At 74.8% G+C, this 26,977-nt stretch carries 28 protein-coding genes and 1 tRNA gene; 18 read left to right on the top strand and 11 right to left on the bottom strand.

The window, feature by feature from the left end:
* Positions 1-126 precede the first annotated feature (126 nt).
* Positions 127-924: an SGNH/GDSL hydrolase family protein gene (locus Sdia_RS20655; protein ID WP_100453697.1), complete on the top strand. Its 798-nt coding sequence runs from the start codon at positions 127-129 to the stop codon at positions 922-924.
* A gap of 219 nt (positions 925-1,143) precedes the next feature.
* On the opposite strand, the gene Sdia_RS20650 is transcribed toward Sdia_RS20655, so the two are convergent.
* Positions 1,144-1,563, bottom strand: coding sequence for an SgcJ/EcaC family oxidoreductase (locus tag Sdia_RS20650; protein WP_181844085.1), 420 nt, complete (start codon positions 1,561-1,563; stop codon positions 1,144-1,146).
* A 423-nt stretch (positions 1,564-1,986) separates the two neighbouring features.
* Here Sdia_RS20650 and Sdia_RS20645 point away from each other — a divergent pair, with 423 nt between their 5' ends.
* The 6 genes from Sdia_RS20645 (at position 1,987) to Sdia_RS20620 (ending at position 8,328) form a co-directional block, all read left to right on the top strand.
* Positions 1,987-3,216 (top strand): MBL fold metallo-hydrolase, encoded by a 1,230-nt coding sequence (locus tag Sdia_RS20645; RefSeq protein WP_115069275.1) that lies wholly within the window; start codon positions 1,987-1,989, stop codon positions 3,214-3,216.
* Between the two features lie 1,169 nt (positions 3,217-4,385).
* The gene (locus tag Sdia_RS20640) at positions 4,386-6,314 is read left to right on the top strand and encodes a sensor histidine kinase (RefSeq protein WP_115069277.1); all 1,929 of its coding nucleotides are present in this window, start codon (positions 4,386-4,388) and stop codon (positions 6,312-6,314) included.
* 86 nt (positions 6,315-6,400) lie between these two features.
* Positions 6,401-6,835 carry a roadblock/LC7 domain-containing protein gene (locus Sdia_RS20635; protein ID WP_100453700.1) on the top strand — a complete coding sequence of 145 codons (435 nt, stop codon included), beginning with the start codon at positions 6,401-6,403 and terminating at the stop codon, positions 6,833-6,835.
* Positions 6,836-6,837: 2 nt separating this feature from the next.
* Positions 6,838-7,206, top strand: coding sequence for a DUF742 domain-containing protein (locus tag Sdia_RS20630; RefSeq protein WP_100453701.1), 369 nt, complete (start codon positions 6,838-6,840; stop codon positions 7,204-7,206).
* The gene (locus Sdia_RS20625) at positions 7,184-7,777 is read left to right on the top strand and encodes a GTP-binding protein (RefSeq protein ID WP_100453702.1); all 594 of its coding nucleotides are present in this window, start codon (positions 7,184-7,186) and stop codon (positions 7,775-7,777) included. Before Sdia_RS20630 ends, Sdia_RS20625 begins: the two co-directional genes overlap by 23 nt.
* Positions 7,774-8,328: a GAF domain-containing protein gene (locus Sdia_RS20620; RefSeq protein WP_100453703.1), complete on the top strand. Its 555-nt coding sequence runs from the start codon at positions 7,774-7,776 to the stop codon at positions 8,326-8,328. Before Sdia_RS20625 ends, Sdia_RS20620 begins: the two co-directional genes overlap by 4 nt.
* A gap of 9 nt (positions 8,329-8,337) precedes the next feature.
* On the opposite strand, the gene Sdia_RS20615 is transcribed toward Sdia_RS20620, so the two are convergent.
* On the bottom strand, positions 8,338-8,862 hold the full coding sequence (locus Sdia_RS20615) for a DinB family protein (RefSeq protein ID WP_100453704.1): 525 nt from the start codon (positions 8,860-8,862) through the stop codon (positions 8,338-8,340).
* 181 nt (positions 8,863-9,043) lie between these two features.
* Here Sdia_RS20615 and Sdia_RS20610 point away from each other — a divergent pair, with 181 nt between their 5' ends.
* The 3 genes from Sdia_RS20610 (at position 9,044) to Sdia_RS20600 (ending at position 11,805) form a co-directional block, all read left to right on the top strand.
* Positions 9,044-9,991, top strand: coding sequence for an alpha/beta fold hydrolase (locus Sdia_RS20610; RefSeq protein WP_189499882.1), 948 nt, complete (start codon positions 9,044-9,046; stop codon positions 9,989-9,991).
* 44 nt (positions 9,992-10,035) lie between these two features.
* Positions 10,036-10,395 carry an MmcQ/YjbR family DNA-binding protein gene (locus Sdia_RS20605; protein ID WP_100454362.1) on the top strand — a complete coding sequence of 120 codons (360 nt, stop codon included), beginning with the start codon at positions 10,036-10,038 and terminating at the stop codon, positions 10,393-10,395.
* A 99-nt stretch (positions 10,396-10,494) separates the two neighbouring features.
* Complete coding sequence (locus tag Sdia_RS20600) at positions 10,495-11,805, top strand: MFS transporter (RefSeq protein WP_100453706.1); 1,311 nt, start codon at positions 10,495-10,497, stop codon at positions 11,803-11,805.
* On the opposite strand, the gene Sdia_RS20595 is transcribed toward Sdia_RS20600, so the two are convergent.
* Positions 11,774-12,694, bottom strand: coding sequence for a transketolase family protein (locus Sdia_RS20595; protein ID WP_189499883.1), 921 nt, complete (start codon positions 12,692-12,694; stop codon positions 11,774-11,776). The two genes, Sdia_RS20600 and Sdia_RS20595, sit on opposite strands and share 32 nt — an antisense overlap.
* A gap of 58 nt (positions 12,695-12,752) precedes the next feature.
* Complete coding sequence (locus Sdia_RS20590; protein ID WP_189499884.1) at positions 12,753-13,448, bottom strand: thiamine pyrophosphate-binding protein; 696 nt, start codon at positions 13,446-13,448, stop codon at positions 12,753-12,755.
* A 136-nt stretch (positions 13,449-13,584) separates the two neighbouring features.
* Here Sdia_RS20590 and Sdia_RS20585 point away from each other — a divergent pair.
* A tRNA-Pro gene (locus Sdia_RS20585) sits at positions 13,585-13,658 on the top strand.
* Between the two features lie 80 nt (positions 13,659-13,738).
* Here the strand turns inward: Sdia_RS20585 and Sdia_RS20580 are convergent.
* Positions 13,739-15,178, bottom strand: a complete 1,440-nt coding sequence (locus tag Sdia_RS20580) for a hypothetical protein (RefSeq protein ID WP_100453709.1) — start codon at positions 15,176-15,178, stop codon at positions 13,739-13,741.
* The gene (locus Sdia_RS20575) at positions 15,175-16,059 is read right to left on the bottom strand and encodes a hypothetical protein (RefSeq protein ID WP_115069285.1); all 885 of its coding nucleotides are present in this window, start codon (positions 16,057-16,059) and stop codon (positions 15,175-15,177) included. Before Sdia_RS20575 ends, Sdia_RS20580 begins: the two co-directional genes overlap by 4 nt.
* A 423-nt stretch (positions 16,060-16,482) precedes the next feature.
* On the opposite strand from Sdia_RS20575, the gene Sdia_RS20570 reads away from it, so the two are divergent.
* Both Sdia_RS20570 and Sdia_RS20565 read left to right on the top strand, forming a co-directional pair.
* A complete protein-coding gene (locus tag Sdia_RS20570; protein WP_189499885.1) occupies positions 16,483-17,322 on the top strand; it encodes an SDR family oxidoreductase in 840 nt (279 codons plus the stop codon).
* The gene (locus Sdia_RS20565; RefSeq protein WP_189499886.1) at positions 17,319-18,437 is read left to right on the top strand and encodes a class I mannose-6-phosphate isomerase; all 1,119 of its coding nucleotides are present in this window, start codon (positions 17,319-17,321) and stop codon (positions 18,435-18,437) included. The genes Sdia_RS20570 and Sdia_RS20565 overlap by 4 nt, the downstream gene beginning before the upstream one ends.
* Here the strand turns inward: Sdia_RS20565 and Sdia_RS20560 are convergent.
* Entirely contained in the window at positions 18,422-18,862 is a 441-nt protein-coding gene (locus Sdia_RS20560; RefSeq protein ID WP_100453711.1) for a DUF2267 domain-containing protein, read from the bottom strand. The genes Sdia_RS20565 and Sdia_RS20560 overlap by 16 nt on opposite strands.
* Before the next feature lie 201 nt (positions 18,863-19,063).
* Positions 19,064-19,495, bottom strand: coding sequence for an Hsp20/alpha crystallin family protein (locus Sdia_RS20555; RefSeq protein WP_100453712.1), 432 nt, complete (start codon positions 19,493-19,495; stop codon positions 19,064-19,066).
* A gap of 182 nt (positions 19,496-19,677) precedes the next feature.
* Here Sdia_RS20555 and Sdia_RS20550 point away from each other — a divergent pair, with 182 nt between their 5' ends.
* The 4 genes from Sdia_RS20550 to Sdia_RS20535 all read left to right on the top strand — a co-directional run bounded on the left by Sdia_RS20550 (position 19,678) and on the right by Sdia_RS20535 (position 22,425).
* The gene (locus tag Sdia_RS20550; protein WP_100453713.1) at positions 19,678-20,346 is read left to right on the top strand and encodes a type III effector protein; all 669 of its coding nucleotides are present in this window, start codon (positions 19,678-19,680) and stop codon (positions 20,344-20,346) included.
* 86 nt (positions 20,347-20,432) lie between these two features.
* On the top strand, positions 20,433-21,047 hold the full coding sequence (locus tag Sdia_RS20545) for a hypothetical protein (RefSeq protein WP_100453714.1): 615 nt from the start codon (positions 20,433-20,435) through the stop codon (positions 21,045-21,047).
* Between the two features lie 138 nt (positions 21,048-21,185).
* Positions 21,186-21,821 (top strand): ClpP family protease, encoded by a 636-nt coding sequence (locus Sdia_RS20540; protein WP_100453715.1) that lies wholly within the window; start codon positions 21,186-21,188, stop codon positions 21,819-21,821.
* Position 21,822: 1 nt separating this feature from the next.
* Positions 21,823-22,425: a ClpP family protease gene (locus tag Sdia_RS20535; protein WP_100453716.1), complete on the top strand. Its 603-nt coding sequence runs from the start codon at positions 21,823-21,825 to the stop codon at positions 22,423-22,425.
* A gap of 44 nt (positions 22,426-22,469) precedes the next feature.
* Here the strand turns inward: Sdia_RS20535 and Sdia_RS20530 are convergent, their stop codons facing one another.
* Positions 22,470-22,910 (bottom strand): helix-turn-helix domain-containing protein, encoded by a 441-nt coding sequence (locus Sdia_RS20530; protein ID WP_370464530.1) that lies wholly within the window; start codon positions 22,908-22,910, stop codon positions 22,470-22,472.
* 203 nt (positions 22,911-23,113) lie between these two features.
* Positions 23,114-23,983, bottom strand: a complete 870-nt coding sequence (locus Sdia_RS20525; RefSeq protein WP_229830348.1) for a glycoside hydrolase family 16 protein — start codon at positions 23,981-23,983, stop codon at positions 23,114-23,116.
* Positions 23,984-24,492: 509 nt separating this feature from the next.
* Between Sdia_RS20525 and Sdia_RS20520 the strand changes: the two genes are divergently transcribed.
* A complete protein-coding gene (locus tag Sdia_RS20520) occupies positions 24,493-25,047 on the top strand; it encodes a type 1 glutamine amidotransferase domain-containing protein (RefSeq protein ID WP_100453719.1) in 555 nt (184 codons plus the stop codon).
* Between the two features lie 647 nt (positions 25,048-25,694).
* On the opposite strand, the gene Sdia_RS20515 is transcribed toward Sdia_RS20520, so the two are convergent.
* Positions 25,695-26,906: a CaiB/BaiF CoA transferase family protein gene (locus Sdia_RS20515; RefSeq protein ID WP_189499887.1), complete on the bottom strand. Its 1,212-nt coding sequence runs from the start codon at positions 26,904-26,906 to the stop codon at positions 25,695-25,697.
* Between the last annotated feature and the right edge of the window lie 71 nt (positions 26,907-26,977).

Raw genomic sequence — 26,977 nt, 5'->3', positions numbered from 1 at the left:
ACCGCCCTCCCGGCCGCCTGGGTGCCCCGTGCATCTATTCCGCTCCGGGGCGACTTCGCGCGGTGGTGTTTGTCACCCGCGTCAACCCCTTCCTACGGTGGCGTAACTCACTTCACGAGGTGAATGATGTGCGGCGTGACAGCAGAGACGACTTCCCTTCCTCCAGATTTCACCTCCTACGCGGCAGTCGGCGACAGCTTCACCGAAGGGGTGGGGGACCCGGGCCCCGACGGCGCCTTCGTGGGCTGGGCGGACCGCCTGGCCGTCCTGCTCGCCGACCGGCAGCCCGAACACGCCTTCCGGTACGCCAACCTGGCGGTGCGCGGGAAGCTGCTCGACCAGATCGTCGCCGACCAGGTGCCGCGGGCCCGTGAACTCTCGCCCGACCTCGTGACCTTCTGCGCGGGGGGCAACGACGTGATCCGCCCGGGCACCGACCCCGACGACCTGGCCGAGCGGTTCGAGAAGGCGGTCACCGCCCTCACCTCGGACGTCGGGACCGTGATGCTGACCACCGGCTTCGACACCCGCGGGGTCCCGGTCCTCAAGCACCTGCGCGGCAAGGTCGCCACGTACAACGGTCACGTCCGGGCCATCGCCGACCGGTACGGCTGCCCCGTCCTCGACCTCTGGTCGCTGCGCTCCGTGCAGGACCGGCGGGCCTGGGACACCGACCGGCTGCACCTCTCCGCCGAGGGCCACACCCGGGTGGCGCTGCGCGCCGCCCAGATCCTCGGGCTCGACGTCCCCGCCGACCCCGAGCAGGAGTGGCCCGCCCAGCCGCCGCGCACTCCGCTCGACGGGCGCCGCGACGACATCCAGTGGGCCCGCGAGTACCTGGTGCCGTGGATCGGCCGGCGGCTGCGCGGGGTCTCCTCCGGCGACCACGTCACCGCCAAGCGGCCCGACCTGCTGCCGCTCTGAGCCCGCGGCTCCGGACCGGGCGCCGGGCGTGTGGCGTACCCGGCGGCGCGGGACGCGGTGGCCCCGGCGCCGGCCGGGCTTTCCCGGGCGGCGGCGCCGCGCGCTTCGCTCGGGGGCGCGCGGCCGTGCCGCAGGCCGCGCGCCGGCCCCTGCCGGAGGGCACGGCCTCGCGCGGACCCTGAGGGGAGCGCGTGACGGGCCCGCGCGCCTGGCGCCTGGTCACGCGGTCACGGCGACACCGGTGTTCTGGCCCGCGGAGATCCACCACTGTCCTTCCCTCTTCACCAGCACCCACGTCCCCACGTTGGCGCGCTCATGGCCGGACACGACGACGGGCTGCCGGAAGAAGACCACGGCGACGTCCGGGGCCGGGAAGGTGACGCGCTCGATCTCGTACCAGGTGCTGATTCCCTCCGCGTGTCCCGTCAGGCGCTCGCGGTGATACGCGTGGATCTCCTCCCACCCGAAGAAACGCACGCCGTTCACCGCGGTGAAGACGATGTCCGCGGTGAACCGTTCGTCGAACCTCGCCGCGTCGTGCTCGGCGAAGGCCGAGCCCAGCTCGGCGAAGATCTCCTCGATGAGGCGCACGTCGTCCTCGTCGGTCCGGGCTTCCTGGGTGTCTGGACGATCGGTCACGCGACGCTCCTTGTCGAGACGGACGGACGGGGGCACGGCTGGTCGTCGCGAGTGTGTGGACGACGAAGAGCGGCCGACCGCGGCTCACGGTACAGGGATCCGCCGTCGGCGCGGAGGCGCGAGGCGGCCGCGGTCCGGCCCGCCCGGGCCGGACTCCGACTGCGGTGCGGGCGGCCGGCGGTGCGGGCGTCGCCCGCTCCGCGTGGACGTGTCCGGAGGTTTCGGGCGAGGCTCTCCCGGGCCGCCGCCGTGGCCCGTGGCCGGTCCGTTTCGGCGGGGGAAAGGGTGGAAGGCGTCGGTGGTCGGCGGTGCGCGGCCGGGTCGTGGGGGGCCGGTGCGACGGCCTGAGCGGAGGACGTCGCACCGGCCCCGTGCGGTGGTCTGGTCGACAATGGAACATCTGACCGCAGTTCTGGAGGCACCGTGTCCGGTTTCCGTAGCCCGAATCCCGCGCTCCGCGCTCTGCGGCCCGCCTCGTTCGGCGGCGACCCCTCGGGGGAGCGCCTGCGGCGTATCCGCAGCTCGCCGAATTTCGCGGACGGCTCGTTCCGCAACCCGGACGGGGGGCCGCCGACCCCGTCCGAGGCGACGCCGCGCGACCTGGTCCGTGCCTACCTGGGCAAGGAGGCCCGCGCGCGTCGGGCTCCGGCGGGCCCGGTCCCGCTGCACCCCACCACCGTCGCGGACCTGGCCCGGCCGCCCGCCGAGGGGCTGCGGCTCACCTGGATGGGCCATTCCAGTGTCCTCGTCGAGATCGACGGCGCGCGGCTGCTCTTCGACCCCGTCTGGGGCGAGCGCTGCTCCCCGTTCGGGTTCGCCGGGCCGCGCCGCCTGCACCCGGCGCCGGTGCCGCTGCGGGCCCTGGAGGCGGTCGACGCCGTGGTGATCTCCCACGACCACTACGACCATCTCGACATGCCCACCATCCGGGCACTGCTGCGCACCGGCACGGTCTTCGTGGTCCCCCTCGGCGTCGGCGCGCACCTGGAGCGCTGGGGCGTCCCCGCCGGCCGGCTGCGGGAGCTGGACTGGCGCGAGGCCACGCAGGTCGCCGGGGTCACCCTGACCGCCACCCCGGCCCGTCACTTCTGCGGGCGCGGCCTGCGCAACCAGCAGCACACCCTCTGGGCCTCCTGGTCCGTGCGCGGCGGCGACCACCGGGTCTTCCACAGCGGCGACACCGGTTACTTCCCCGGCTTCCGGGACATCGGCGCCGAGCACGGCCCGTTCGACGCGACCATGATCCAGATCGGCGCGTACAGCGAGTTCCTGCCGTACAGCCGGGGTGGCGCCACGCGGGACCCCGGGCCCTGGCCGGACATCCACATGACGCCCGACGAGGGCTTGCGCGCCCAGCTCGACCTCCAGGGCGGCTCGCCGCACGGTGTGCTGCTGCCGATCCACTGGGGCACCTTCAACCTCGCCCTGCACCCCTGGGAGGAACCGGCCGAGCGCACCCTGTCCGCCGCCCGCCGGGCGGGCCAGCAGGTCATCACACCGCGCCCCGGCGAGCCGGTCGTCCCGGCCCGCGCCCCCGCCGCCGATCCCTGGTGGCGGGCCGTGGCCGCGAATGCACCCCAGGGGGGCTGGGAGACCTGGCCGCCCGCCGAGGAACCGCGGGTGGCGCTGGACCTGGCGGCCCCGGAGAGCTGAGCCCCGCCCGGGTGGGACGGCCGAGCGAGCCGCCCCGCCCGCCCGCGCCGAGACGCTCGGCGCGGGCGCGCTCCGCCGTCGTCGACGACCGGGCCTCAAGCCCACCGCCCACGCCGCCCGCCCGCCGTGGCCGTGGCGGCCGCCGCTGTCCGGCACCGTCGTCACCCCGCCCGCCGCGATCGGAAGGCGGCGAAGCGTCCGCGAAGAGGTGCTGGTCCCCGGGGAACGGGAACAGCTGCGTGCCGGCGTGGCCGGCGACGAGTGCGCGGGCGGCTCGATGTCCTCGGGAGAAGCGGGTCGCCCTCCGTCGCGTGGACCTGCACCGGTACGCCGCGTGGCCGGGCGGTGCCGAACTCCGGGACGGGGACACGGGCACGGACCGGGGGCGCGCCCAGCGTGCCCCGCCGGGTCCGGGCGAGCTGCTGGGCGGGCAGCACGGGCCGGCGTGGAGGACGTCCCCGGGCAGGTGCCCGGCCGCCCGCGCGCAGCGTTCGGTGATCTCGCCGGAGCCGACGCCCCCGGCGTGATCGCCGCCCTCTTCCAGCGAGCTGAAGGTGCCCCCTCGAACAGGTCGGGCGTGTGGGCCGTGTGGCCTGCCGTGCGCAGTGCGTCGGCCCAGGCGACGACGCCGCGAGTCAGGCCCCGCGGGTGAGAGAACCGCACGACCTCGGCCACCCCCCTCGGGTCCCTCCGCCTCGCGGTCGCCCTGACGCTTCGGCTCCCGGGGCGCGTCGGGGAGGTGTCGCCCGTGCCTTCGCTTCGCGCGCTCGCGCACAGCGCCCGCACCTGTGTGGTCCACGCCGGACGTGTGTGCGGAGCACAGCCCTGCCAGGGCAGCCGCGCGTCGTCCGGCTCCTCTCCGCGCCGGCCTCCGCGAGCCTTCGAACGCCTGCCCCCACCGAGGGTTCGTGCTGGTGTGCGAACTGTCGTCCGGGAGTGGGGTGCTGTCCGTCCAAGTGGTCAACCGCCCACCACGCGGGATGCTTTGATGACTACCGTGTGTGTCCGTCAGGTAGCGCGGAGCCCACGCCAGGGTGTCCGCGCTGCCCTCGCGGACCGGCGCCGCATGCCCGCCACGCATCGCGCACCCCGGCGCCGCGCCCCACCAGGAGCCCCGCTACCGCACCCCCGCCCCACGCCGGACCGGGGGGTTTCTTCCGAGGACGTCGATGTCACAACTACGCGCACCGGCCGCCACCCGGGCGGACCGCCGTGAGGGCGGCGGCCGGCACGGCAGAGCCGCCCAGCAGCTCCCCGAGGCGCACATACGGCCTCAGCTGTTGCGGATCGCGGTCCTTCCGGCCGTCGCGGTATCCCTCAGCGGCGCCGCCGCGGTGCTCTACGCGCTCCGGTCGGCCGGCGGCGGCGGAAGCCCCCACCTGCTCTGGGCGATCCTCGCCGGAGCCGCCGCCGTGGCACTCACCGGGATCGCCGTCGCGGCCGTGGCCGCCGACCGCACCGCGCGGAACATCCTGGACCGGGCCGGGCAGTTGCGCCGCACCAGCGTCCGCAACCAGGCCGAGCTGCGCGACGTCGTCGACGCCCTGCGTCGGGGCGAGCGGCCCACCGCCGAGCCCCGTCCCCTCGCACCGCGCGGGGACGGCTTCGACCTGCTCGGCGAAGAACTCCACCGCTCCCACCGGATGGCCGTGCAGGCGGTGTCCCAGGCGGCCCAGCTCTCCAGCCAGGCCGGCAGCGAACAGAAGGTCGAGGTCTTCGTCAACCTCGCCCGCCGCCTCCAGTCGCTGGTCCACCGCGAGATCCAGCTCCTGGACGAACTGGAGAACCAGGTCGAGGACCCCGATCTGCTCAAGGGCCTCTTCCACGTCGACCACCTCTCCACCCGCATCCGCCGCCACGCCGAGAACCTCGCGGTCCTCGGCGGTGCGATGTCCCGCCGCCAGTGGAGCAGGCCCGTCTCCATGACCGAGGTGCTGCGCTCCGCCATCGCCGAGGTCGAGCAGTACTCACGGGTCAAGCTGGTACCTCCGATCGACGGCGACGTACGCGGCCACGCCGTCGCCGACACCATCCACCTGCTGGCCGAACTGGTCGAGAACGCCACCGTGTTCTCCGCCCCGCACACCCAGGTGCTGCTGCGCGCCAGCCGCGTCGCCGCCGGGGTCGCCGTCGAGGTCGAGGACCGCGGGCTCGGCATGCCCGGCGACGAGCAGCGCCGGATGAACGAGCTGCTCGCCGACCCCGACCAGGTCAACGTCGCCAGCCTCCTCCAGGACGGTCGCATCGGCCTGTACGTGGTCGCCACCCTCGCACGCCGCCACGGCGTCGCCGTCCGCCTCCAGTCCAACATCTACGGCGGCACCCAGGCCGTCCTGGTCCTGCCCGCCACCCTGCTCGGTACCGTGCCCGACGCGCCGGCCGCCCCCGAGCCCGTCCCCGACGCCGCCGCTCCGGCGGCCCTCACCGGCGTGCCGGCGCCCACCGGTGAGGGCCCCGAGGCGCCGTCGGCCGGGTCGGCGGCCCAGCAGCCGCTCGGCCCGCCCGCCGCGGACCCGTTCCCCGTCGACGAGGAGCCCGCGCCGAGCCCGCCGCACCACGTCCCCGAACCGTCGGTGCGGGCCGTCCCGGGCGAGGCCCCGGCCCGGTCGTCCGCCCCCGCCGAGGGCACCCCGCCGCCCCTCCCGACCCGCGCCACCCGCCGTCAGACGGTGTCCCGGAGGCAGCACGCCGCGCCGCCGGAACCCGCCCCGACGGTCCGCCCCGCCGTGCCCGGGCCCCGTACGCTGCCGGTCCGTGACGCCGGGGAGCAGCGGCCGACCCCCGCCGAGGCCCGCCCCGGCATCCGGCCGGAGCACCGCGACACCGTCGAGGCCAATGCCGCCTCCCCCCTGGTCCTCGGCAACGCCCTCCAGGACCGGCCGCCCGAGCGGCCCGCCCTGCCCCGCCGCCGCGCCCAGGAACACCTCGCCCCGCAACTGCGGAACGGCCCTGTCGCCCGCACCGGCGAACTGCCCCACGTCGGCCACGATCCCGGGCTGATGGCGGCCTTCCGCCGGGGGATCGGCCTCGCCGAGGCCCAGGACGAGCGGCCCGCCGGCCCCGCGCCCGAGGCCGGCCCCGCGCACCGGTCCGGGTGAGGCCGGGCGCCCGGGCCCGTTCCCGAGAGTCTCCACGTACCCGTAGCCCCACAGGTTCCCCCATGTATGCAAGGAGTCGATCCACCATGGCGAGCGATGCGCCGACCGGCCATGCCTCCGACCTCGACTGGCTGTTGAGCGGACTGGTCCAGCGGGTCCCGCACACCCACAGTGCCGTGCTGCTCTCCGCCGACGGCCTGGTCAAGGCCCTGCACGGCCTCGACCCGGACAGCGCCGACCACCTCGCCGCCCTCGCCTCGGGTCTCTACTCCCTCGGCCGCAGCGCGGGTGCGCGCTTCGGCGGCGGCGGCGACGTACGGCAGGTCGTCGTCGAACTCGACACCAGCCTGCTCTTCGTCTCCACCGCGGGGTCCGGCACCTGCCTGACCGTGCTGGCCGGCCGGGAGGCGGACGCCGCCGTCCTCGGCTACGAGATGGCGATGCTGGTCAAGAGCGTGCGGCCCTATCTGGTGACCCCGCCGCGCCGGCCCGCCCCCGAACCCACGGCGATGAGGAACTGACCATGGCCCTCCCGCAGGACGGGCCCTGGCTGGACGAGGCGGCCGGGCGCCTCGTCCGTCCGTACACCGTGAGCGGCGGCCGGACCAGACCGACCACCGCACTCGACCTGATGTCCCTGGTGATGTCCACCGGCACCCGGCCGCTCGGCCACCTCGGCCCCGAACACAGCGACGTCCTCGGGCTCTGCGAGGTGCCGACCTCCGTCGCCGAGGTCGCCGGGCAGCTGCGGCTGCCCGCCGTCGTCACCAAGGTGCTCCTCTCCGACCTGGTCGACTGCGGCGCCCTGACCACGCGGGCCCCCGACTACTTCCACCCCACCGACCGGTCCCTGCTGGAGGCAGTGCTCGATGGACTACGACGACGGCTCTGACCCCTTTCCCACCGCGCTCAAGATCCTGGTCGCGGGCGGGTTCGGGGTCGGGAAGACCACCTTCGTGGGTGCGGTCAGCGAGATCGCCCCGCTCAGCACCGAGGAGCTCCTCACCACCATCAGCGCCGAGACCGACAGCCTGGAGGGAGTGGAGAACAAGACCACCACCACCGTGGCCATGGACTTCGGGCGCATCACCCTCGACAGCCGGCACGTCCTGTACCTCTTCGGCACCCCCGGCCAGGAACGCTTCTGGTTCATGTGGGACGAGCTGTCCGAAGGCGCGCTGGGCGCCGTCGTCCTCGCCGACACCCGCCGCCTGGAGGACTGCTTCGCCGCCGTCGACTTCTTCGAGCAGCGCGGCATGAGCTTCGTCGTCGCCGTCAACGAGTTCGACGGCGCGCACCGCTACGGGCCCGAAGAGGTACGCGCGGCGCTCGACCTCGGCCCGCACGTCCCCGTCGTCCGCTGTGACGCCCGGATCTCCAGCTCGGCCGTGCAGGCCCTGCTCACCCTCGTCCGGCACCTGCTCGCCGCGTACCCCGCCGAGAGCCGAGGAGTACGGCTGTGACGTACGACCCGCTCGGCCACCTGCTGCTGACCCCCGCCGACCCCGAGGCCCCGGCCCGTGAGGAGCGGCTGGGAGTGCTCGGCCTCGGCCGGCACGCCGACGCGGGGCTCGACGCGTTCGCCACCAGGCTCGCCGACCTCACCCTCGCCCCGTACGCGATGGTCAACTTCATAGGCACCGGGGGCCAGTTCTTCGCCGGGCTGCACACCCCGGCCGGGCCGCTCGCCGGGGGAGCGCCACCCGCGAGCGCCTTCCGGCACATGGCCCGCGACCACGGCTACTGCCCGCACGTGGTGGCACGGCGCAAGGCGCTCGTGCTGGAGGACGTGTGCGACTTCCCGCGGTTCGCCGGGAACCCGGTGGTCGACGAGATCGGCATCCGCTCCTACCTGGGCGCCCCGCTCATCGACCGCACCGGCCTGGTGCTCGGCACCGTCTGCGTCGTCGACACCCGGCCCCGTCCCTGGGGCCGGGCCGGACTCGACACCATCAAGGCGATGGCGGCCGAGCTGACCGAACAGCTCCAGCGCCGCGACCCGGGAGGCCCCTGAGCACCACGGTCACCGGGATACGGCGTACCGGAGCCGGAGCTGGCCGATCTCGGCGGCGTTCTTCATCAGCTCCGCGTTGACCCAGGCCGCCGTGTGCCCGACGGTCAGACCGGCCTCCGCGCCCCAGGGATACGCCGAGGGGGCGTCCAGCGCCGCGTCGTCCAGCCCGTCGAGGGCCGCCGCCCACTCCTCGCGCAGCCGGCGCATCCAGGCGACGGCCGTCGCCCCGTCACCCGGCCAGGCGATCTCCGTCCGTTCCGGCGGCCGGGCGCCGCGTACGACGGCGGTGGCGGTCGTCCACCACCAGCCGATGTGCCAGGTCAGCCAGGCGATCGTCGGGACGGGCACCGGGTCCGGCTCGGTCTCGGCCCAGTCCGGCCACCAGCGGCCGTCCGTGTCCTGACGCACCGTCCAGCAGAGGGCGGTGGGCTCCCGGAGGAAGTCCTCCGGCTCCAGCCGGTCCAGGTGGTGGGTGAACAGCGCCCAGGTCAGCTCCGACTGCCAGGCCAGCAACTCGGTCCGTGAAGTGCTCATCGGGCGATCCTGACACGCGCGCCCGGTCGCGCCGACCCGTTCTCCGCCCGTCGGCCCCGCGGTCGTCAGGCCGTCGGCGCAGCCGAGGAATGAGGAGGCCCGGCACCGGGGAGGGGCAGCCAGAGCACGCCCGGCACCGGCCGGGCGCCACCGACGACGCCGACCCAGGGGAGCCCTTACGATGACCAGCCCGTCCGCACCCGGCAGCAACGCTCACCGTCCCGGGGTCCTCAGCGCGCACGACGGAGTCGCCGTCGCCACCTACACCTGGCTGCCCGAGGGGCGCCCCCGCGCCTTCCTCCAGATCGCCCACGGCGCCGCGGAACACGCCCAGCGGTACGACCGGTTCGCCCGCCACCTCACCGGCCACGGCTTCGGCGTCGTCGCCTCCGACCACCGCGGTCACGGCGCGACCGCCCCGCTCACCGGCGGCTTCGGCGTCACCGGACAGGACGGCTGGCGCGCCGTCGTCGCCGACCTCAAGGCCGTCGGCGACCAGATCAGGGCCCTGTACCCGGGCGCCCCGGTCCTGCTGCTCGGCCACAGCATGGGCTCCATGCTGGCCCGCGACTACGTCCAGGAGTACCCGGACGACCTCGCCGGTCTCCTCCTCTCCGGCACCTTCCGCGACCTGCCCGGTGCCGACGCCGAACGCGACACCGCCCGCCTGGAGCAGGAGATCGAGGCCCACGGCCCCGCGTACGTCTCGTCCTTCGTCCCCGAACTCTTCGCCGCCTTCAACGAGCCCTACCCGCACCGCACCGGCTACGAATGGCTCTCCCGCGACGAGGCCGAGGTCGACGCCTACGCCGCCGACGAGGCGTGCGGCTTCCCCTTCAGCGCCGGCTTCAGCCTCGACTGGCTCCGCGCCTCCCAGAAGGTCAACGACCCGGCCGGCCTCGCCCGGATGCCCGCCGACCTGCCCGTGCACGTCGCGGTCGGCTCCGACGACCCCTGCCACCAGGCGATGGCCCAGGTCGACGCCCTCCTCGCCGATCTGCGCGGCGCGGGTGTCGAGGACCTCACCTGCGAGGTGTACCAGGGCGCCCGGCACGAGATCCTCAACGAGACCAACCGCGACGAGGTCCACGAGGACCTCACCCGCTGGCTCGACGCGCACGCCCTGTGACCGGGGCGGCGGGCCTTGTCGGTGCCGTCGCCTACCCTCCGGCCATGGCCGAAGCCCAGGACGCCCGCACCATCGCCCTCTCGCTGCCCGAGACCACGGAGAAGATCGCCTGGTCCATGCCGACCTTCCGGGTCGCGGGAAAGATGTACGTCACGATGCCCGAGGACGAGACCTCCGTCGCCGTCCGCTGCCCGAAGGAGGAACGCGGCGAACTGGTCCTCGCCGAACCGGACAAGTTCTGGGTGGCCGACCACGAGGCGTCCTCGGCGTGGGTCCGGGTCCGTCTCGCCGCCGTCGAGGACCTCGCCGAACTCCGCGACATCCTCACCGACTCCTGGCGGCAGGCCGCCCCCGGACGCCTCCTGGAGGCGCACCCGGAGCTGGCCGCCCCCGGCGGCGCCTGACCGGCCGGAAATTCCCGAGCCGTCCTGCCCCGCGCGTGGCATGATCCCGCGGGGCGGCGCCCGCCCGGGCCCGGCCCACCGTGAGGAGGACGGACGGCCATGGCCGCAGCGACCCGCAAGGAGACCGAACCGGACCCCCGCCGGGGATTCTGGTCCCGGGACTTCGGTCTCTTCTTCACCGCCCGAGCCGTGGCCAAGCTCGGCGACACCATGCTCCCCGTCGCCCTCGCCACCGGCCTCCTCCTGCACGGCCACGGGGCGGGTGCGGTGGGTCTCGCCATGGCCTCCTCGGTCGCCTGCTTCGCGGGGCTGGTCATCTTCGGCGGGGTGATCGCCGACCGGGTCAGCACCCGGCTGCTGATGATCGGGGCCGACGCCGTCCGGCTGGTCACCCAGACGCTGGCCGCCGTCATGTTCTTCACCGGCCACGTCGTCCTCTGGCAGCTCTGCGTCATCGGCGCTCTCAACGGCGCGGCCGCCGCCGTCTTCCAGCCCGGTGTCGCCAGCACCGTCCCCCGCCTCGCCCGCGACGTGCAGGGCGCCAACGGCGCCATCCGCGTCGCCGAGTCCGTGACGTCCCTCGCCGGTCCCGCCGCCGCCGGTATGCTCGTCGCCTTCGTCTCGCCCGGCGGCGTCTTCCTCGCCCACGCCGCCACCTACGGCCTCAGCGGCCTCTGCCTGGTCCTGCTGCGCCTGCCGCCCGCCGCGCCACGCTCCTCCTCGGGGAAGGGCGGGGCGGCGTTCCGCCGCGACCTGGTCGAAGGCTGGCGGGAGTTCCGCTCCCGCACCTGGCTGTGGGGCGTCATCGCCATCTGGGGCCTGTTCATGGTGGCGGTCTCCGGCCCGGCGGTGCCGCTGGTGGCCGCCGACGTGGTCCAGGAACACGGCCCGCGCGCCTACGGTCTGGTCAACTCCGCCCTCGGTGCCGGCACCGTCGTCGGCGGCCTGCTGGCGCTGCGCGCCCGGCCGCGCCGGATGCTGCGCGCCGGGGCCGTCGCGGTCATCGGCTTCGGGCTCTTCCCCGGCACCGTCGGGGCGGGGCTGGGGGTGCCCGCGATGTGCGCGGGCGCCGCCGTGGCGGGCGCGGGCATGTCCTTCTGGGGCGTGATGTGGGCCACCAGCGTCCAGACCCAGGTACGTCCCGAGGTGCTCAACCGCATCCACGCCTACGACGTGGCCGGATCACTGGCCATGATGCCCGTCGGCCAGGCGCTCGCGGGCCCCGCCGCGGGCCTCCTCGGCACCGACGTGGTCCTGGTCTCCGGCGGCCTGCTGACCCTGGTCGTCGGCGCGCTCCTGCTCGGCGTCCCCGCCATCCGGAACCTGGAACGCGCCGACGACCGCACGGTGGCGGGTTCCCCCGGGCCCGCCACCGAGGTCAGCCCCGCCCCGGCGCCAGAAAGGCGCTGATGTCCCGGCGCAGGGAGGCCGCGTCCAGGCCGTGCGCGGCGTCGTGCTCCTCCGGCCGCCCGTAGCGCCGCAGCTCCTCCCTGCCCACTCCGAGTCCCAGCAGCCGGTGCGGCACCACGGCGAGCGCCTCGCCGACGGCCCGTACCGAGGTCCCCGCCAGGTACGGCTCGACCAGTACCACCTCGGCCGTGCCCCGGTCAGGGTCGACCGCGGCCCGGCGCAGCCCGGCCGCGTCGAAGGGCCGCACGGTCGTCGCGTACAGCACGGTCAGGTCCAGTCCCTCGGTCGCCGCCAGGACCGGGTCCAGCATCGGCCCCACGGCGACCACGGCGGCCCCGGCTCGGCCCTCACGCACCTGCCGGAACCGGGTGCCGTCCAGGGCGCGCCCCTCGGCGTTGGCGCGTTCGGAGAGGCGTACGTATACCTTGTCGTCCCCGGCGCCGACGGCGGCGCGGACCAGTGCCTCTGCCTCGTCGGCGTGGCCCGGCACGTGCACGGTCCAGCCGGGAAGGGTGTCGAGGAGGGCCACGTCCCCGGGGGACATGTGGGTGTAGCCGCCCGACGCCATGTCGTAGGAGGCGCCGGAGCTGACCAGCACGCCGCCCACGTCCTGGTGGCCGAAGTCGAGTTTGACCTGTTCGAACGGCCGCTCCACCAGGAACGAGGCGAAGGTGTGCAGCACCGGGCGCAGTCCTGAGAGGGCGAGTCCGGCGCCCGCCGAGACGAGGAGCTGCTCCCGGATGCCGACGTTGACGACGCGGTCCGGGTGGGCGGCGATGGCGCCCTGGAGCCGGTCGCGGCTGATCTCGGCGATGACCAGGGCGACGCGCGGGTCCGTGTCCAGCAGTTGGTGCACGGTGTCCGCGAAGCGGTCACGCATGGAGTCCACGGGGTGGTCCTTTCGAAGAAGCTGGGCGGAGGGGGAGGGGAGGGCGGAGCCGGAGGGCTCAGTGGCCGACCTGGGCGATGACGACGTGCGGGCGGCCCGCGTGGGGCGCGGTGAAGGCCCGGTGCAGTGCCTCGTGGTCGTGGCCGTCGACGGTCCGCGCGGACCAGCCGGCCACCGCGAAGCGGGCCGCGAGGTGACCGGGGGCGGCATGGCTGGCCGAGGCGTTGTCGACCACCACGGCGTGCAGCGAGTCCAGCCCGGTCAGGCCGGCGAAGGTGATCGCCTCATCGTTGGACCCCTCGTCCAGCTCCGCGTCCCCCGTCATCACCCACACCTTCGGCTCCGTCAGCCCTTGTGCGCGCAGCCCGAGCGCCACCCCGACGCCGATCGGCAGCCCGTGGCCGAGCGACCCGCTGCCGATCTCCACGCCCGGTACGAGCGTCCGGTCCGGGTGGTGGCCGAGCGGGGAGCCGAACCCGCCGAATCCGCTCAGCCACTCCTCGGGGAAGAAGCCCCGGGCGGCGAGGACCGCGTAGTACGCTATCGGGCCGTGGCCCTTGGAGAGCAGGAAGCGGTCCCGGCCCGGGTCGTCGGCGGTGCCGGGGGTGACGCGGAGCACCCGGTCGTACAGCACCCACAGCGGGTCGAGTGTGGAGGTGGCGGCCGCGCCGTGCTTCTCGTCGCCGGTCTGGAGGCTCATGAGCCGGGGGATGTCCTCGTAGGACGGGGCCGTGTCCGAAGTGATCGTCGTCATACGGACACCGTGCGACCTCAACTCCACTTGAGGTCAAGAGGGCCCCGCGGGAAAGGGGTGCGCGACCACCGACCCAAGTGAGGTATGGTTTTCCTGCGCGTTCGACCAGGGGGAAACCCCCAGGTCAGGCGGGCACCGGGACGTGGCGCAGCTTGGTAGCGCACTTGACTGGGGGTCAAGGGGTCGCAGGTTCAAATCCTGTCGTCCCGACTCGTCAGAGTCGTGGAAGGGCCGGTTCGGAGGGATCCGAACCGGCCCTTCGTCGTGTCCGGAAGCCGCCCGGGCCGGGGTCAGCCGCCGAGCCGGTGCCCGGTCTCGTAGGAGGCGTGCTTCTCGTGCCGTGGAGCCATGCCGTCCGGGCGGGCGGCGAGGACGAAGGGGCGGCCCGCGTCGTCGACGGTGTGGCGGGCGCGTTTCCCGGACCCGTCCACGACGGTGACGTCGAGGGTGAAGTGGTACTCGACCTCGTCGGGGCCCCACGCCTCGACACCGAGGAAGAGCGCGTCGGTGGCGGGGGCGCCCTCGGTCTCACGGGTGAGCCGTACGGGCTCGCCGCTGAGGACCGGCAGGTGGGGGGTGTCACCGGAGAGGCGGGCCGTCCCGGCCGTCTGGCCGTCGTTGCTCCGCAGTACCCACTTGTCCGGGTAGCAGCCGTAACCCGTGGGCGGGGCGCCCTGGCGGACGGTCTTCCGGACGTTCAGGGAGACGTCGACGATCCCGTCGAGGTCCTGGCGTCCGGAGGGGTCCACGATGCTGACGGCGTAGGCGGCGCGCCCCGCCGGAAGGGCGCCGTCGGCGACGAGGATCCGCTCCACGTGCTGGCAGACGGCGCCGGGCACGTCCAGGTTGGCGGTGAGGCGGCCGACCTCCGGCAGCTCGCGGTCCGCGACCATCCACATCTCCTGGAGGTTGCCGGCCAGGAGCCGCGAGGCGCTCACCGACAGCCCCTTCGGGGGGCGGTCGGCGGCACCGCCCTCGCGGGCCAGCGCCAGGTCCGTGGTGCCGTACTTCAGCGCGCCGCCGTCGGCCGGGGTGCCGATCCTCGCCACCGGCGGCGCGAGGGTGAAGGGCGCTCCGGCGTCGTCGATCCGTACGGTCCGCCGCTTGTCGCCCTCCCAGACCTCCAGCTCGATCCACCACTCGCAGGAGCAGTCGGCCGTGCGCGTCTCGATCACGCCGCCGACGGTGCCGCCCGGACCGGCCGAACGGCTCAGCTTGAGCTCGCGCGGGTGGTCCAGGCTGAGCCTTCCCCAGCTCTCCATCGACTGGGGGAGGCCGTGGTCGGCGGCTCCCAGACATTCTACGTCCGTCCCCTCGGGCGGGGGCAGCTCCCGGCCCTTGACGACGCGCAACGAGCGCACCACCAGGCCGCGGTCCTCGGGCGCCGTCAGGGTGAACGCGGCGGTGGCCGTGCCCCGGGCGACGGCGGACCGGCCGGTCGCCCACCGGAACAGCTCGGCACACCGGCCGGCGCCGAGTGCCCGGTCCGGCACGGCCGAGCCCTTCGGGACGGTGGCGGACCAGGTGGAGGACCAGGCGAGGCCCAGCGCCTGCCGTCCGGCCGCCCGGTCCCGGCCCTCGACGGCGATGTTCGGCCCGGCGGAGGCGCCGGGTCCCGGCGCGGCGGCGGGGCCCGGGGCACGGGCGGTACTCGCCCACGGAACCGCCACACCCGCCCATACGGCAGCGGTGACGAGGAAGGCCACGAGGAAGACCCGGCGCCCGTTCACCGGACCCTCTTCCAGCCGGTCATGGCCTCGTCGCACCGGTACGCGCTGTCGACCTCGCCCTCGGCGGGCGCCAGGACGAACGGCTTCCCCCCGTTGTCCACCACGACCCGGCCCTTCTCCGTGCCCTGCTGGTAGACCACGTCCAGCACGTAGGAGGCGGTCGTGTCGCCGGCCTCCACCCGGAGGTCGAAGACGGCGGGCTCGTCCTGCTTGGCGAGCTGCATCTCCTGGACCGGGTAGTGCCCGACGACCTTCTCCCCGTCGTACTCCTGCGCGGCCTTGTCCGAGCTGCCGAGGTCGACGCGGAGGCGGGTGATGCCGATGCTGCCCTCGGCGCCCCCGCAGGAGAGCAGGTCTCCCCCCGGTGCCGGCGTCTCGCCGGTGACCCGGGCGCGGACCTCGGTGACGGAGACGGGGACCTTGGTGAAGTTCATCAGGGTGACCCTGACCCGCATCATTCCCGCGTAGGTGCTGCCGCCGTCGACCAGCCCGTCCAGAGCCGTGCCGCTGTCCATGGCGTCCTGTTCCAGCTTCGCCACGTCCACGGCACCGGCCACGCGCACCGCCTTGGTGTCCCGGGTCAGGTCCCACCAGACCTCCGACTCCACGTGCAGGCCCTGACCCGCGGGTACGGGGGAGCGGCTGCTGCTCCACACGTCGAAGTAGGTGGTGACGGCCGTCGCCAGCAGCGTGCTGGCGACGACGCCCAGTGCGGCGGCGGCCCACGTCCTCGTCCGGGCCCGGCCAGGCCGAGAGGTCCCGGAGCTCCGGTCGGAGGGCCCCTCGGTGGCCTCTTCGGCGGCAGGCCGCGGGGGCGCGTCGTCCTCCGGCGACGGGGAGTCGTCCGGCTCGGTGGTCTCTCGGTCCGGGGCGTCGGGCACGCGCTTGCTTCCGTTCGATCTCAGGCTGTGTGAGCGGGAGTTGAGGGTGAAGCTCTTCATCTTGGCACGCGCACGCGAGCGGCCCGAACGGATTTCTCGCGAGGACCGGCCGCCCACTCCCGTCGTCCGGGCCTGCGGGACGGCTGTATGGCCGGGGGCGCCGTCCGTGCCTGCCCTCGCGGCCACCTGGTCGCCGGACCCCGCCTGGTCGACGGCGGTCACCGGCTCCCCGGGGCCGGTCCGTCGACGGCGTACCGCCAGGCCCGGGACTCCCCGCCCGCACGCCGGACGACGCGGGCCGGGCAGCCCCCGCCCGATGGCGCACTCCCCGGCGGCGGGTGAGCATGGTGCCGGCGCGCGACCCCGGGCCCGTCGCCGGAGCGGGCGCGGCCCCTGCCCGCACGACCACCTCCGGGGAGTGCCATGTCCCAGCCCCGTCAGCAGCAGACGCCGCCCGGCTCCACCGCCCGGATGCGCCCCGAGCCCGACCACGGCGAGGAGAGCTACCGAGGCTCGGGGCGGCTCGCCGGGAAGACGGCGGTGATCACCGGCGGTGACAGCGGCATCGGCCGCGCCGTGGCGATCGCCTTCGCCCGCGAGGGCGCCGACGTGCTCGTCTCCTACCTCGACGAACACGAGGACGCCGAACAGACCCGGCACTGGGTCGAGGAGGCCGGCCGCCGGTGCGTGCCGGCCCCCGGGGACCTCGCCGACCCGGCCCACTGCCGCGCCGTCGTCGACACCGCGATCCGGGAGTTCGGGCGGCTGGACGTCCTGGTCAGCAACGCCGCCTTCCAGATGACCCGGAACTCCGTCGAGGACATCCCCGACGAGGAGTGGGACCGGACCCTGGCGATCAACATCAGCGCCTTCTTCCACCTCGCCAAGGCCGCCGTCCCGCACCTGCGGCCCGGAGCGACGATCATCGCGACCACCTCGGTGAACTCCGACGCCCCGCCGCCGCAACTGCTCCCGTACAACGTGACCAAGGCAGGCATCGCGAACATGGCCGGCTCGCTGTCGCAACTGCTCGGGCCGAAGGGCATCCGCGTGAACAGCGTGGCGCCGGGACCCATCTGGACCCCGCTCATCCCGGCGACCATGCCGGCGGACCAGGTGGAGAGCTTCGGGGCCGAGGTGCCGCTCGGACGGCCCGGCCAGCCGGCCGAACTGGCGCCCGTCCACGTGATGCTCGCCTCGGACGAGGCCAGTTACGTCTCCGGCGCCCGGATCGCGGTCACCGGCGGCCAGCCGATCCTGTGAAAGGGCGCCTCCCCGGCCTGTACCCGCTGCGGCTGACGGCCCTCGCCAAACCGCTGGTCTTCGGCGGCCAGGCCATCGCCCGGCATCTGGGAAAGACCGGCCTGCCGCAATGGAGCATCGCCGAGACGTGGGAGTGCAGCGACGTCTCGGGCGCCGTCGCGACGGTCCAGGAGGGGCCGCTGGCCGGCCGGTCGCTGCGCCAGGTGGTCGCCGACCGGCCCGAGGAACTGATGGGCCCCGGCTGGTCGGGGACGCGCTTCCCGGTGCTGACCAAGTTCATCGACGCCTCCGGTGCCCTGCCGGTCCATCTGCACGCGGACGACGAGGCCGCCCGCCGCCTGGAGGGGCAGCCCAACGGCAAGACCGAGGCGTGGCACATCCTCGACGCCGCTCCGGGGGCGACCGCCCTGTGCGGGGTCAGGGAAGGGGTGACGGCACATGAGCTGCGGACCGCGCTGGAGGCCCAGGAGTCCGACCGGGTCCTCCGCCGGCTGCCGGTCCGGGCGGGACGGACCGTCCACGTGCCCGGCGGGACCCCGCACAGCTTCGGTCCCGCCACCCTCGTCCACGAGATCGAGCAGACCTCCGACATCCAGCAGCACGCCATGCGCTGGAACATGGAGGACGGCTCACCGGTCGGGGACGAGGAGTTCGCGGCCAACCTCGACATGCTGATGCGGCAGGTGGACCTCGCGTCGCGGCCGGAGTTCACCCCCGGTCTGCGGATCGCCGCCGGGGACGGGGTCGAGCGGGTCTTTCTGACCGCGAGCCGTCACTTCGCCCTCGAACGCTGGACCGCCGGGACGGCAGAGCCGCTGCGGCACGCCTTCGCCACCGCGCAGATCCTCACCAACGTCGGCGCTCCGGTGCGGGTGCGCAGCGGGGCGTGGAGCGGGGAGCCCGGCCGGGCCGAGACCGTGCTGCTGCCCGCCGTCCTCGGCGAGGTCGAGGTCACCGGGCCGGCCGACGTGCTCCTCGGCTACCTCCCCGGCCTGGACCGCGATGTGCGCGCCCCCTTGCTCGCGGCCGACGCCCTCCCCGTGATCCGTTCCCTGACGGCCGGTGCGCCGTCCACGCGGGACGGGGGAGGAGAGCGGGATCAGGCGGCGGGCTGACTCAGTTCCGCGCGGCCGAAGAGCAGGGCGTGGCCGGGCGGGAGGCGGTCGAGCAGCCGCTCCAGGAGGACGGGGCCGGCCAGCTCGGCGACGACCGTGAGGACCGAGCCGGTGTCCCAGCGGGTGGTGGCGAGCGAGGCGCCGGTGCGCGCGGCCAGGTCCGCCACCAGTTCCTGGCCGGTCAGCGCGGTGGTGTCCGGGGTCTCGCGGGTGAGGAGACGGGCCGCCTCGGCCGGCAGCCGCGCGGCCAGTGCGGCGCGGTGGTCCCCGTCGAGCTGGCGGCCGAGCCCGGCGAGCACCAGGCGGACGGCCTCCTCGGCCCGTGCGCGGGTCGGGTAGACCCCGCGGTAGCGGACGGCCTCCAGGAACTGCGTCCAGCCGGGCGACGGGGTGGGGAACGTGGTCTGGTGGGGGCCGTACGGCACTGCTGGTCGCCTTTCGTGTCGGAGGGCGGCCCGCCGGGGTGCGGCGGGGAGGACGGGCACGCGGCGCCCGGGGCCCCGGGACACCTGAGGCGTCCGCGGAGGCCCCGGGCGGGGCGGTGGGGCGGGGGCACGGCCGGCCGTACGCCGGAGGGATACGGACCCGCGGCTCCGGATGGATACCGGCCCGCGGCTCCGGGCGGATCAGCCGGTGATCTCCTTGCGGGACTCGCCGTGGCCGATCTTGATCCGGCGGCGCTTGGCGCGCTCGGCGATCGGGATCCGCAGGGTGAGGACGCCCGTGTCGTAGTCGGCCCGCAGGTGCTCGGTGTCCAGGGTGTCGGCCAGGACGAGCTGGCGGGAGAAGACCCCGAGGGGCCGCTCGGAGAGCTCCATCTGCACGTCCTCGGCCTTGGCGGACGGGCGCCGCTCGGCCTTGACGGTGAGCATGTTGCGCTCGATGTCGACCTCGATCGCCTCCGGGTCGACGCCCGGCAGGTCGAAGGAGACCACGTACGTGTCGCCCTCGCGGTAGGCGTCCATCGGCATCGCCGACGGGCGGCTCCAGGTGCCGGGTCCGGCCAGTTCCCGGGCGATCCGGTCGAACTCGCGGAAGGGGTCGGTGCGCATCAGCATGGGTGAACACCTCCAGAAGTCCAGGCAGTTGATGCCATGCGCTTCACCTGACACCGTTGTAACATGTCATCGCAACGATGACAAGCAGAGTGTCGTCCAGGCGGCGACGCCCCGGATGTCACCCGTACGACGACGGACGCACCGTGCGCGGTACGCGGCCCCGCGCGGTAACAGGAGGCCCCATGACCACCGCCGACCGGCCCGGCCCCGCCGGGCGGACCTCGACGCCCTTCACCCCCGGCCCGGCCTCCTTCCTGGCGGTCGCCGGGGCGCTGGAAGCCATCCGGGACGCCGTGGACGCGGCCGAGTCCGGCACCACCGGCACCTCCCGTGAGGGAGCGGGCGCCGAGGAGGTCCTCGCCAGCCTGCTCCTGCTGCGGCGACTGCGGGAGCAGCTCGCCGTCTGGGAACCGGGCCTGGTCGAGACGGCGCGCGAGGCGGGCGCGAGCTGGGCCGAGCTGGCGCGCCCGCTCGGCGTCTCCAGCCGCCAGGCCGCCGAGCGCCGCTACCTGCGCAACCGCCCGGGAGCCGCGGGCACCACCGGCGAGCAGCGCGTGCAGGCCACCCGCGTACGCCGGGCCGCCGACCGGGGCCGGAGCGCCTGGGCCCGGCAGCACGCCGCCGACCTGCGCCGCCTCGCCGCCCAGGTCACCAGCCTCACCGGCCTCCCCCCGGCGGCCCGGCCACCCGTGGCCCGCCTCGACGAGGCCCTCGCCCACGACGACCCGGCCGCTCTCCTGGACCCGCTGCGCGAGGCCGGACCGGCCCTCCGCGTCGCTCACCCCGAACTGGCCGGCCGGCTCGACGCGCTGCCCGGCCCGGGCGATCCGGCGGCCGGCGACCGGCCCTGAGCCGGCGGCCGTTCCGTGGGGCCCGCGCCGTCGGCCGGGCCGGCGCACCGGGTGCGCGGCGGGGCACCGTACCGCAGACTGCGGCTGTGGGAGAGCGGCGGCAGCGTTTCGAGGGCTGGATCGCCGGGGTCGGTACGGACTCCGGGACCCGCCTGGTGCTCGGGCACTGGGAGCGGTCGCCGTTCGGCGCGTTCAGCGACGTCATGGTGGAGGGGGCCGACGGGCGCCGCACCCTGCTCGCCCCCACCGGAGAGGTCGCGGCCCACGTCGCCGCCACCTACCGCTTCGAGGACGTGCGGGTCGTCCCGGTCCGGGTGTCGGTGGACGGGGCGGAGTGGCGGGTGACGGCCGGCTCGCTCGCGCTGGGGTTCGCGGTGGGACGCCGGCCCTTGCTGGGGACGCTGCTGCGCGCCGTACCCGTGCGCCTCGCCCGGCGGCCCGCCTGGGCGGCCCTGCTCGACACTCCCGCGCGGCTGCTCCCCGGCGTCCGGACCCGGGGCAGCGCCGGCGGGGGGCGCCGTGAGTGGTACGGCGCCCACGACCTGCGGCGGATCACCTCCGCGCGGGCCACCTGGCAGGACCGGGAGCTGGGGCGGCTCACGCCCGTCGAGCCCCCGGTCTCCTTCGGGTTCGGGTCCACTCCGCGCCGGCCCGCTCTGGTGCGGGTCACGACCACCGTGGAGACGGAGCGGAGGAAGTGAGGGGCCACACCCGGCGACGAGGATCTGCCCGTGGCGAATCTGCTCCGGGCAGAGAACCGGTTCCCCTCGTCCGGCGGCGGCCAGAGTGAGGTCACCGGGGCGCGTCGGCGCCCCGTACCGGACCTGAGGAGAACGGACATGGCGCCCTCGCACACCGCCTGGTCGGCCGCTGACGCGGAGACCACACCCACCCGCTACGACGACCAGCTCGCCGGCCAACTGCTCACCCAGCGCATCGTCCTGCTCGGCACCCAGGTCGACGAGGCCTCCGCCAACCGCGTCTGCGCCCAGCTGCTCCTGCTGGCGGCCGAGGACCCGCGCACCGACATCAGCCTGTACATCAACAGTCCCGGCGGCTCGGTCACCGCCGGGCTCGCCATCTACGACACGATGCGGCTGATCCCCAACGACGTGTCGACGCTCGCCATGGGGTTCGCCGCCAGCATGGGCCAGTTCCTGCTGACGGTGGGAACGGCCGGCAAGCGGTTCGCGCTGCCCAACGCGCGCATCATGATGCACCAGCCCTCGGCGGGCATCGGCGGCTCGGCCGCCGACATCGCGATCCAGGCCGAGAACCTGGAGTTCACCAAGCGCGCCGTCGAGCGGCTGACCGCCGAGCACACCGGGCGCACCGAGGCCGAGATCAGCCGGGACAGCGACCGCGACCGCTGGTTCACCGCAGAACAGGCCAAGGAGTACGGGATGGTGGACCGGGTCGTGCACACCCTGGACGACGTCCGCCCCACGGGCGCGCGGCGGAAGGCGGGGATCTGACATGGCGCAGTACACGATCCCGACCGTCGTCGAGCGCACCGCGCGCGGCGAGCGGGCCTTCGACATCTACAGCAGCCTGCTCTCCGAGCGGATCATCTTCCTCGGCACCGAGATCGACGACGGCGTCGCCAACGTCGTCATCGCCCAGCTCCTCCACCTGGAATCGGTGGCGCCCGACCGGGAGATCTCGCTGTACATCAACTCGCCGGGCGGCGCGTACACCTCGCTGATGGCGATCTACGACACGATGACCTTCGTGTCGGCGCCCCTGTCGACCTTCTGCGTCGGGCAGGCCGCCTCCACCGCCGCCGTCCTGCTCGCGGGCGGTGAGCCGGGACGGCGGCTGATCCTGGAGCACGCCAGGGTGCTGCTCGGCCAGCCGGCCGGCGGCGGCAGCCAGGGGACCGTCTCCGACCTGCGCGTGCAGGCCAAGGAGATGGCCCGGGTCCGCAGCCAGACGGAGGAGGTGCTCTCGCGCCACACGGGGCACAGCGTGGAGCGGCTGCGGGCCGACACGGACCGGGACAAGGTCTTCACCGCGCAGGAGGCCGTCGCCTACGGCCTGGCCGACGAGGTGCTCACCCGCAGGCGGCCGCTGGTCTGACGAAAGGCGCCCCGGTACGGGGGCCGGGGCGCCTCCCCTCGGCCTCAGGCGGCCAGCCGGACCTCCGCCCGCGCCGGGCCGCTCCCCGCCGGCGGGCGGCCGGGCAGTCGCGTCACGGCCGCGATCCGCAGCGGCGCGGACGGCGCGGCCGACGCCTCGGGCCGGGCCCGCCGGTCCGCCGGGGCCAGGTCGCGCTGGGTCAGGGCCAGCAGGTCCGCGAGGCTCAGGCCGAGGGCACCGGCGGCGGCCGCCAGCACCTCGGAGGACGCCTCCTTGCGGCCCCGCTCGATCTCGGAGAGGTACGGCATGGAGATCCGCGCCGCCTCGGAGACCTCCTTGAGGGTGCGGCCCTGCGCCCGGCGCTCACCGCGCAGGGCGCCGCCCACCACCTGCCGCCAGAGAGGTTCCTTCACCGCCTGCTCGCGCGCGCGGGGGCCGGTGCCCCGGCGGGCGTCTGGATTCGGGTTCGCCGAGTGGTTGCTCACCGCCTCAGCCTAGGAGCGGTCCGCCGCCGGGGGGAGCGCTCGGCGTTCCGCCCGCGGCGAACCGGGCGGAGCGGGAGCCTCCGGCGCGCCCGGGTGCGGGTGCCGGAACCGGGGCCTCGGCCGGGACCACGTGACGGCCCCCGGCCCTGGCACCGGACGGTGTCAGGGCCGGGGGCGCGTGTCCGGGGGGAGCGCCTCGTCCCTCAGGCCGCGTCGCTGGTCGTCACCCGGACGTAGTCGACGACGAGTTCCTGCGGGAAGACGGTGTTCTCGTCGGGGCTGCCGGGCCAGTCGCCGCCCACGGCAAGGTTGAGGATCAGGAAGAACGGCTTGTTGAAGACCCAGGGGTTGCCGCCCGTGTCGGAGGGGGTGCGGGTCTGGTAGACCTGCCCGTCCACCGACCAGCTGATGCGGTCCGGTGCCCAGTCCACCGCGAAGGTGTGGAAGTCGTCGGCGAACTGCCGGCCGTCGGGCAGGGTGTACCCCGCGCCGATGCCGCCGCCGCCGGAGTACCCCGGGCCGTGCAGGGTGCCGTGGACCGTGGACGGCTCGAAGCCGACGTTCTCCATGACGTCGATCTCGCCGGAGGCGGGCCATCCCACCTCGCCGAAGTCGGCGCCGAGCATCCAGAAGGCCGGCCACATGCCCTGGCCGCGCGGCACCTTCAGCCGGGTCTCCACGTGCCCGTACTCGGCGTTGAACCGCTCGGCCGTGTTGAGGCGGGCCGAGGTGTACTCGCACCGCCCGTACCAGCACTGGTAGTCGCCGGGGTTCTCCTTGCGGGCGGTGATGACCAGGTTGCCGTCGCCGTCGAGGGCGGCGTTGTCGGAGCCCGGCGTGTAGTACTGGCTCTCGTGGTTGTTGACGTTGTCGCCGGTCTCCAGTTGCCAGCGGCCGCCGTCGACCGCCGAGCCGGCCGGACCGTCGAAGTTGTCCTCGAAGGTGACCGCCTCGGTGCGGGTGGGGGAGGCCGCCTCGTCGGCGGCCGCGGAGGCCGCCGGGGCCAGCAGGCCCGCGCAGCACAGGAGGGAGGCCGCCCAGAGGGCGGTGGGGAGGCGTCGGGAACGGTGCACGGGGGCATCACATCGCTTCACGAATAGTCGTGCTCATGTCAATGCGGTGGGGGGACTGTCAGGTGGTGCCGGGGTGTGCTCGCGGGTACGGGCCGGCGTGGGGTGGTCGGCCTGTTCCTTCACAGGTTGATTGAAGGCGTGTGCTGAGCGGGCGTCAAGGGTGCGCGTCGCAGAAACCTTTGAACCCGACGGGGTGACGTGGTGTCGCGGCGGGGATCGTGGGTTCAGGTCGTGAAGGGTCTGGCCGGGCTGGGCCGCGGCCTCGCCGTCGGCGGTCGGCGGTTGCCGGATCCCGCCGGGTCGCTCGCGGCGGTGCGCGGCCCGGTGGGGCCCGTCGTGTCCGGCCCCGGCTGAAGGCCGGGGCCGGGAGCGCATGGGGCCCCGCGCCGCCGGGCACGCGCTCCGGGAGCCTGGGCGGGGCGCGAGAAGTGCCCGTTTACGTGAGGAATGTCTTATTTTGGAGGGTGGGGTCAGACCCCGCCCGACGACGTACACCCGGAAGGACGAACATGAGTGACAACGGCACAAGCCGTGTCCTGGCGATCGTGACCAACTACGGCGTCGAACAGGACGAACTGCTGGTGCCGGTCCGGCACCTGCGCGACCACGGCACCCCCGTCGACGTGGCCGGTGTCTCCGCCGGCGAGATCCGCACCCTGGTCGGCGACAAGGACCCCGGCGACACCGCCGAGGCCGACCTCGCCCTCGCCGATGTCGACCCGGCCGGCTACGACCTGCTGCTCGTCCCTGGTGGCACGCTCAACGCCGACTCGCTGCGGCTCGACGACAAGGCACTGGACATCGTCCGCGCCTTCACCTCCTCGGGCCGCCCCGTCGCCGCGATCTGCCACGGCCCGTGGGCCCTCGTGGAGACCGGAGCCGTCCAGGGCAAGCGCCTCACCTCGTACGCCTCGCTCCGGACCGACGTGCGCAACGCCGGGGGCGAGTGGGTGGATGAGGCCGTGGTGACCGACGACACCGGCGGCTGGAAGCTGATCACCTCGCGCGATCCCGGCGACCTGAAGGAGTTCCTCCGCGAGATCGACGCCACCCTGACCGCCTGACCGCCTGACCGCCTGACCGCCTGACCGCCTGACCGCCTGACCGCCTGACCGCCTGACCGCCTGACCGCCTGACCGCCTGACCGCCTGACCGCCTGACCGCCTGACCGCCTGACCGCCTGACCGCCTGACCGCCTGACCCGGCGGACGCACGGCGGGCCCGCCGTGCAAGGGCCTCACACGAGGGCCCTTGCCCGGCGGCCCCCGCGCGGGGCGGTCCAGGGCCCGTGACGCACCCTTCGTGGTCCCCTCCCACCGGGCCCGCTCTCCAACTGCCCGCCCTCCACACCGGGCGGCCGGCGGCGCGCGGGGCGTTCCACGCCGGGGCCCGGTCCGGGTCCTGGTCGCCGAGCGGCACGGTGCCGGAACCGCCCACTGGCCCGCCGCGCCCGGCGGCGACGGCGTCCCCGAGCTGTTCCGGCGGAGGGCCGGCCCCCACCGGGCGCCCGCGGCTCGCGTTCACGTTAGGCGCCCGGACCCGGCCAGGAGGCACGGGCGGGGCAGAGCCGGGCGGCCGCCGCGAAGACCGCCGGGTCCGTCAGCACCCCGTCACCGCGACCCGCTTCAGGAGTTCTCCTTCGCGCCGTGTCGCGCCGTGTCGCGCCGTGTCGCGCCGTGTCGCGCGGCAGCCCGGCGGCGCGTCGTGCGGCTCAGCCGTCGGCCTCCGCCACCCCCGCCGCCAGCAACCGGGCGATCTGCTGCGGGCTGTGGCCGAGCGACGCCAGGATCCGCCGGGTGTGCTCCCCCGCCGCCGGCACCGGGCCCATGGGCGCCTCGACGCCGCCGAGGTCGGCCGGGGGCAGCAGCGCACGGACCGGCGAGGCCGTCCCGGGCACCTCGATCTGCCGCCAGCGCCCGCGCTCGGCCAGTACCGGGTGATCCAGGAACTCCGGCACCGAGTTGACCCCGGCCGCCGCGATCCCCGCCTCCTCCAGCAGTTCGAGCGCCTCCTCGGTGCCGAGCCCGGCGAGCCGCCCGGCCACCAGCTCCTCCAGCTCCTCCCGGTGCGCGACCCGGTCGGGGCCGGTGGCGAAACGCGGGTCCACCGCCAGTCGGGGAGTGCCGAGCACCACCGTGCACAGGGCCGCCCACTCCCGTTCGTTCCGCACCGAGAGCAGCACGTCCTTGCCCTCCGCCGTGGTGAACGGGCCGTACGGCGCGATCGTCGCGTGCCGCGCCCCCACCCGGGGCGGCGGTGTGCCTCCGTACTCCGTGTAGAGGGCGGGCTGGCCCATCCACTCCGCCAGTGCCTCGAAGAGGGAGACGTCGACAGTCGGGGCGCGACCCGTCGTCGCCCGGGTGTAGAGCGCGGTGAGGACACCGCTGCAGGCGTACATCCCGGCCGCGATGTCGGCGACCGAGATGCCCGAGCGGACCGCCTCCTCGGGCGTGCCGGTGATCGACAGCAGCCCTGTCTGGCACTGCGCCAGCAGGTCGTACGCCTTGCGGTCGGACCAGGGGCCGCTCGCGCCCCAGCCGGTGATGCGGCACGGGACGAGCGAGGGGTGACGGGCCTGGAGGCCCTCCGGGTCCAGGCCCAGGCGGTCGGCGGCGCCGGGTGCGAGGTTCTGCACGAAGACATCGGCCCCGGCGAGGAGTTCCTCCAGGATCTGCCGCCCCTCGGGCGACTTGAGGTCCAGGCAGATCGACTCCTTGGAGCGGTTGAGCCAGACGAAGTAACTGGCCTGCCCGTGCACGGTGGTGTCGTACCGCCGTGCGAAGTCGCCGCCCCCGGGGCGCTCCACCTTGACCACCCGGGCGCCCAGGTCGGCCAGTTGCCGGGTCGCGTACGGCGCGGCCACCGCCTGTTCGACGCTGACGACCGTCACACCGGCGAGAGGGAGGGGTGGCGGGGTGGACATGGCGGTCTCCTGGCGGGCTCGGCGCGCGGAGGCCCACCGTACCCAGGCGTCCGTACGGCGTCCGGTGCGGG

It is taken from the genome of Streptomyces diastaticus subsp. diastaticus (assembly GCF_011170125.1).
Classification (GTDB): Bacteria; Actinomycetota; Actinomycetes; order Streptomycetales; family Streptomycetaceae; genus Streptomyces; species Streptomyces diastaticus.
This window is presented reverse-complemented; position numbering and strand designations above follow the sequence as displayed.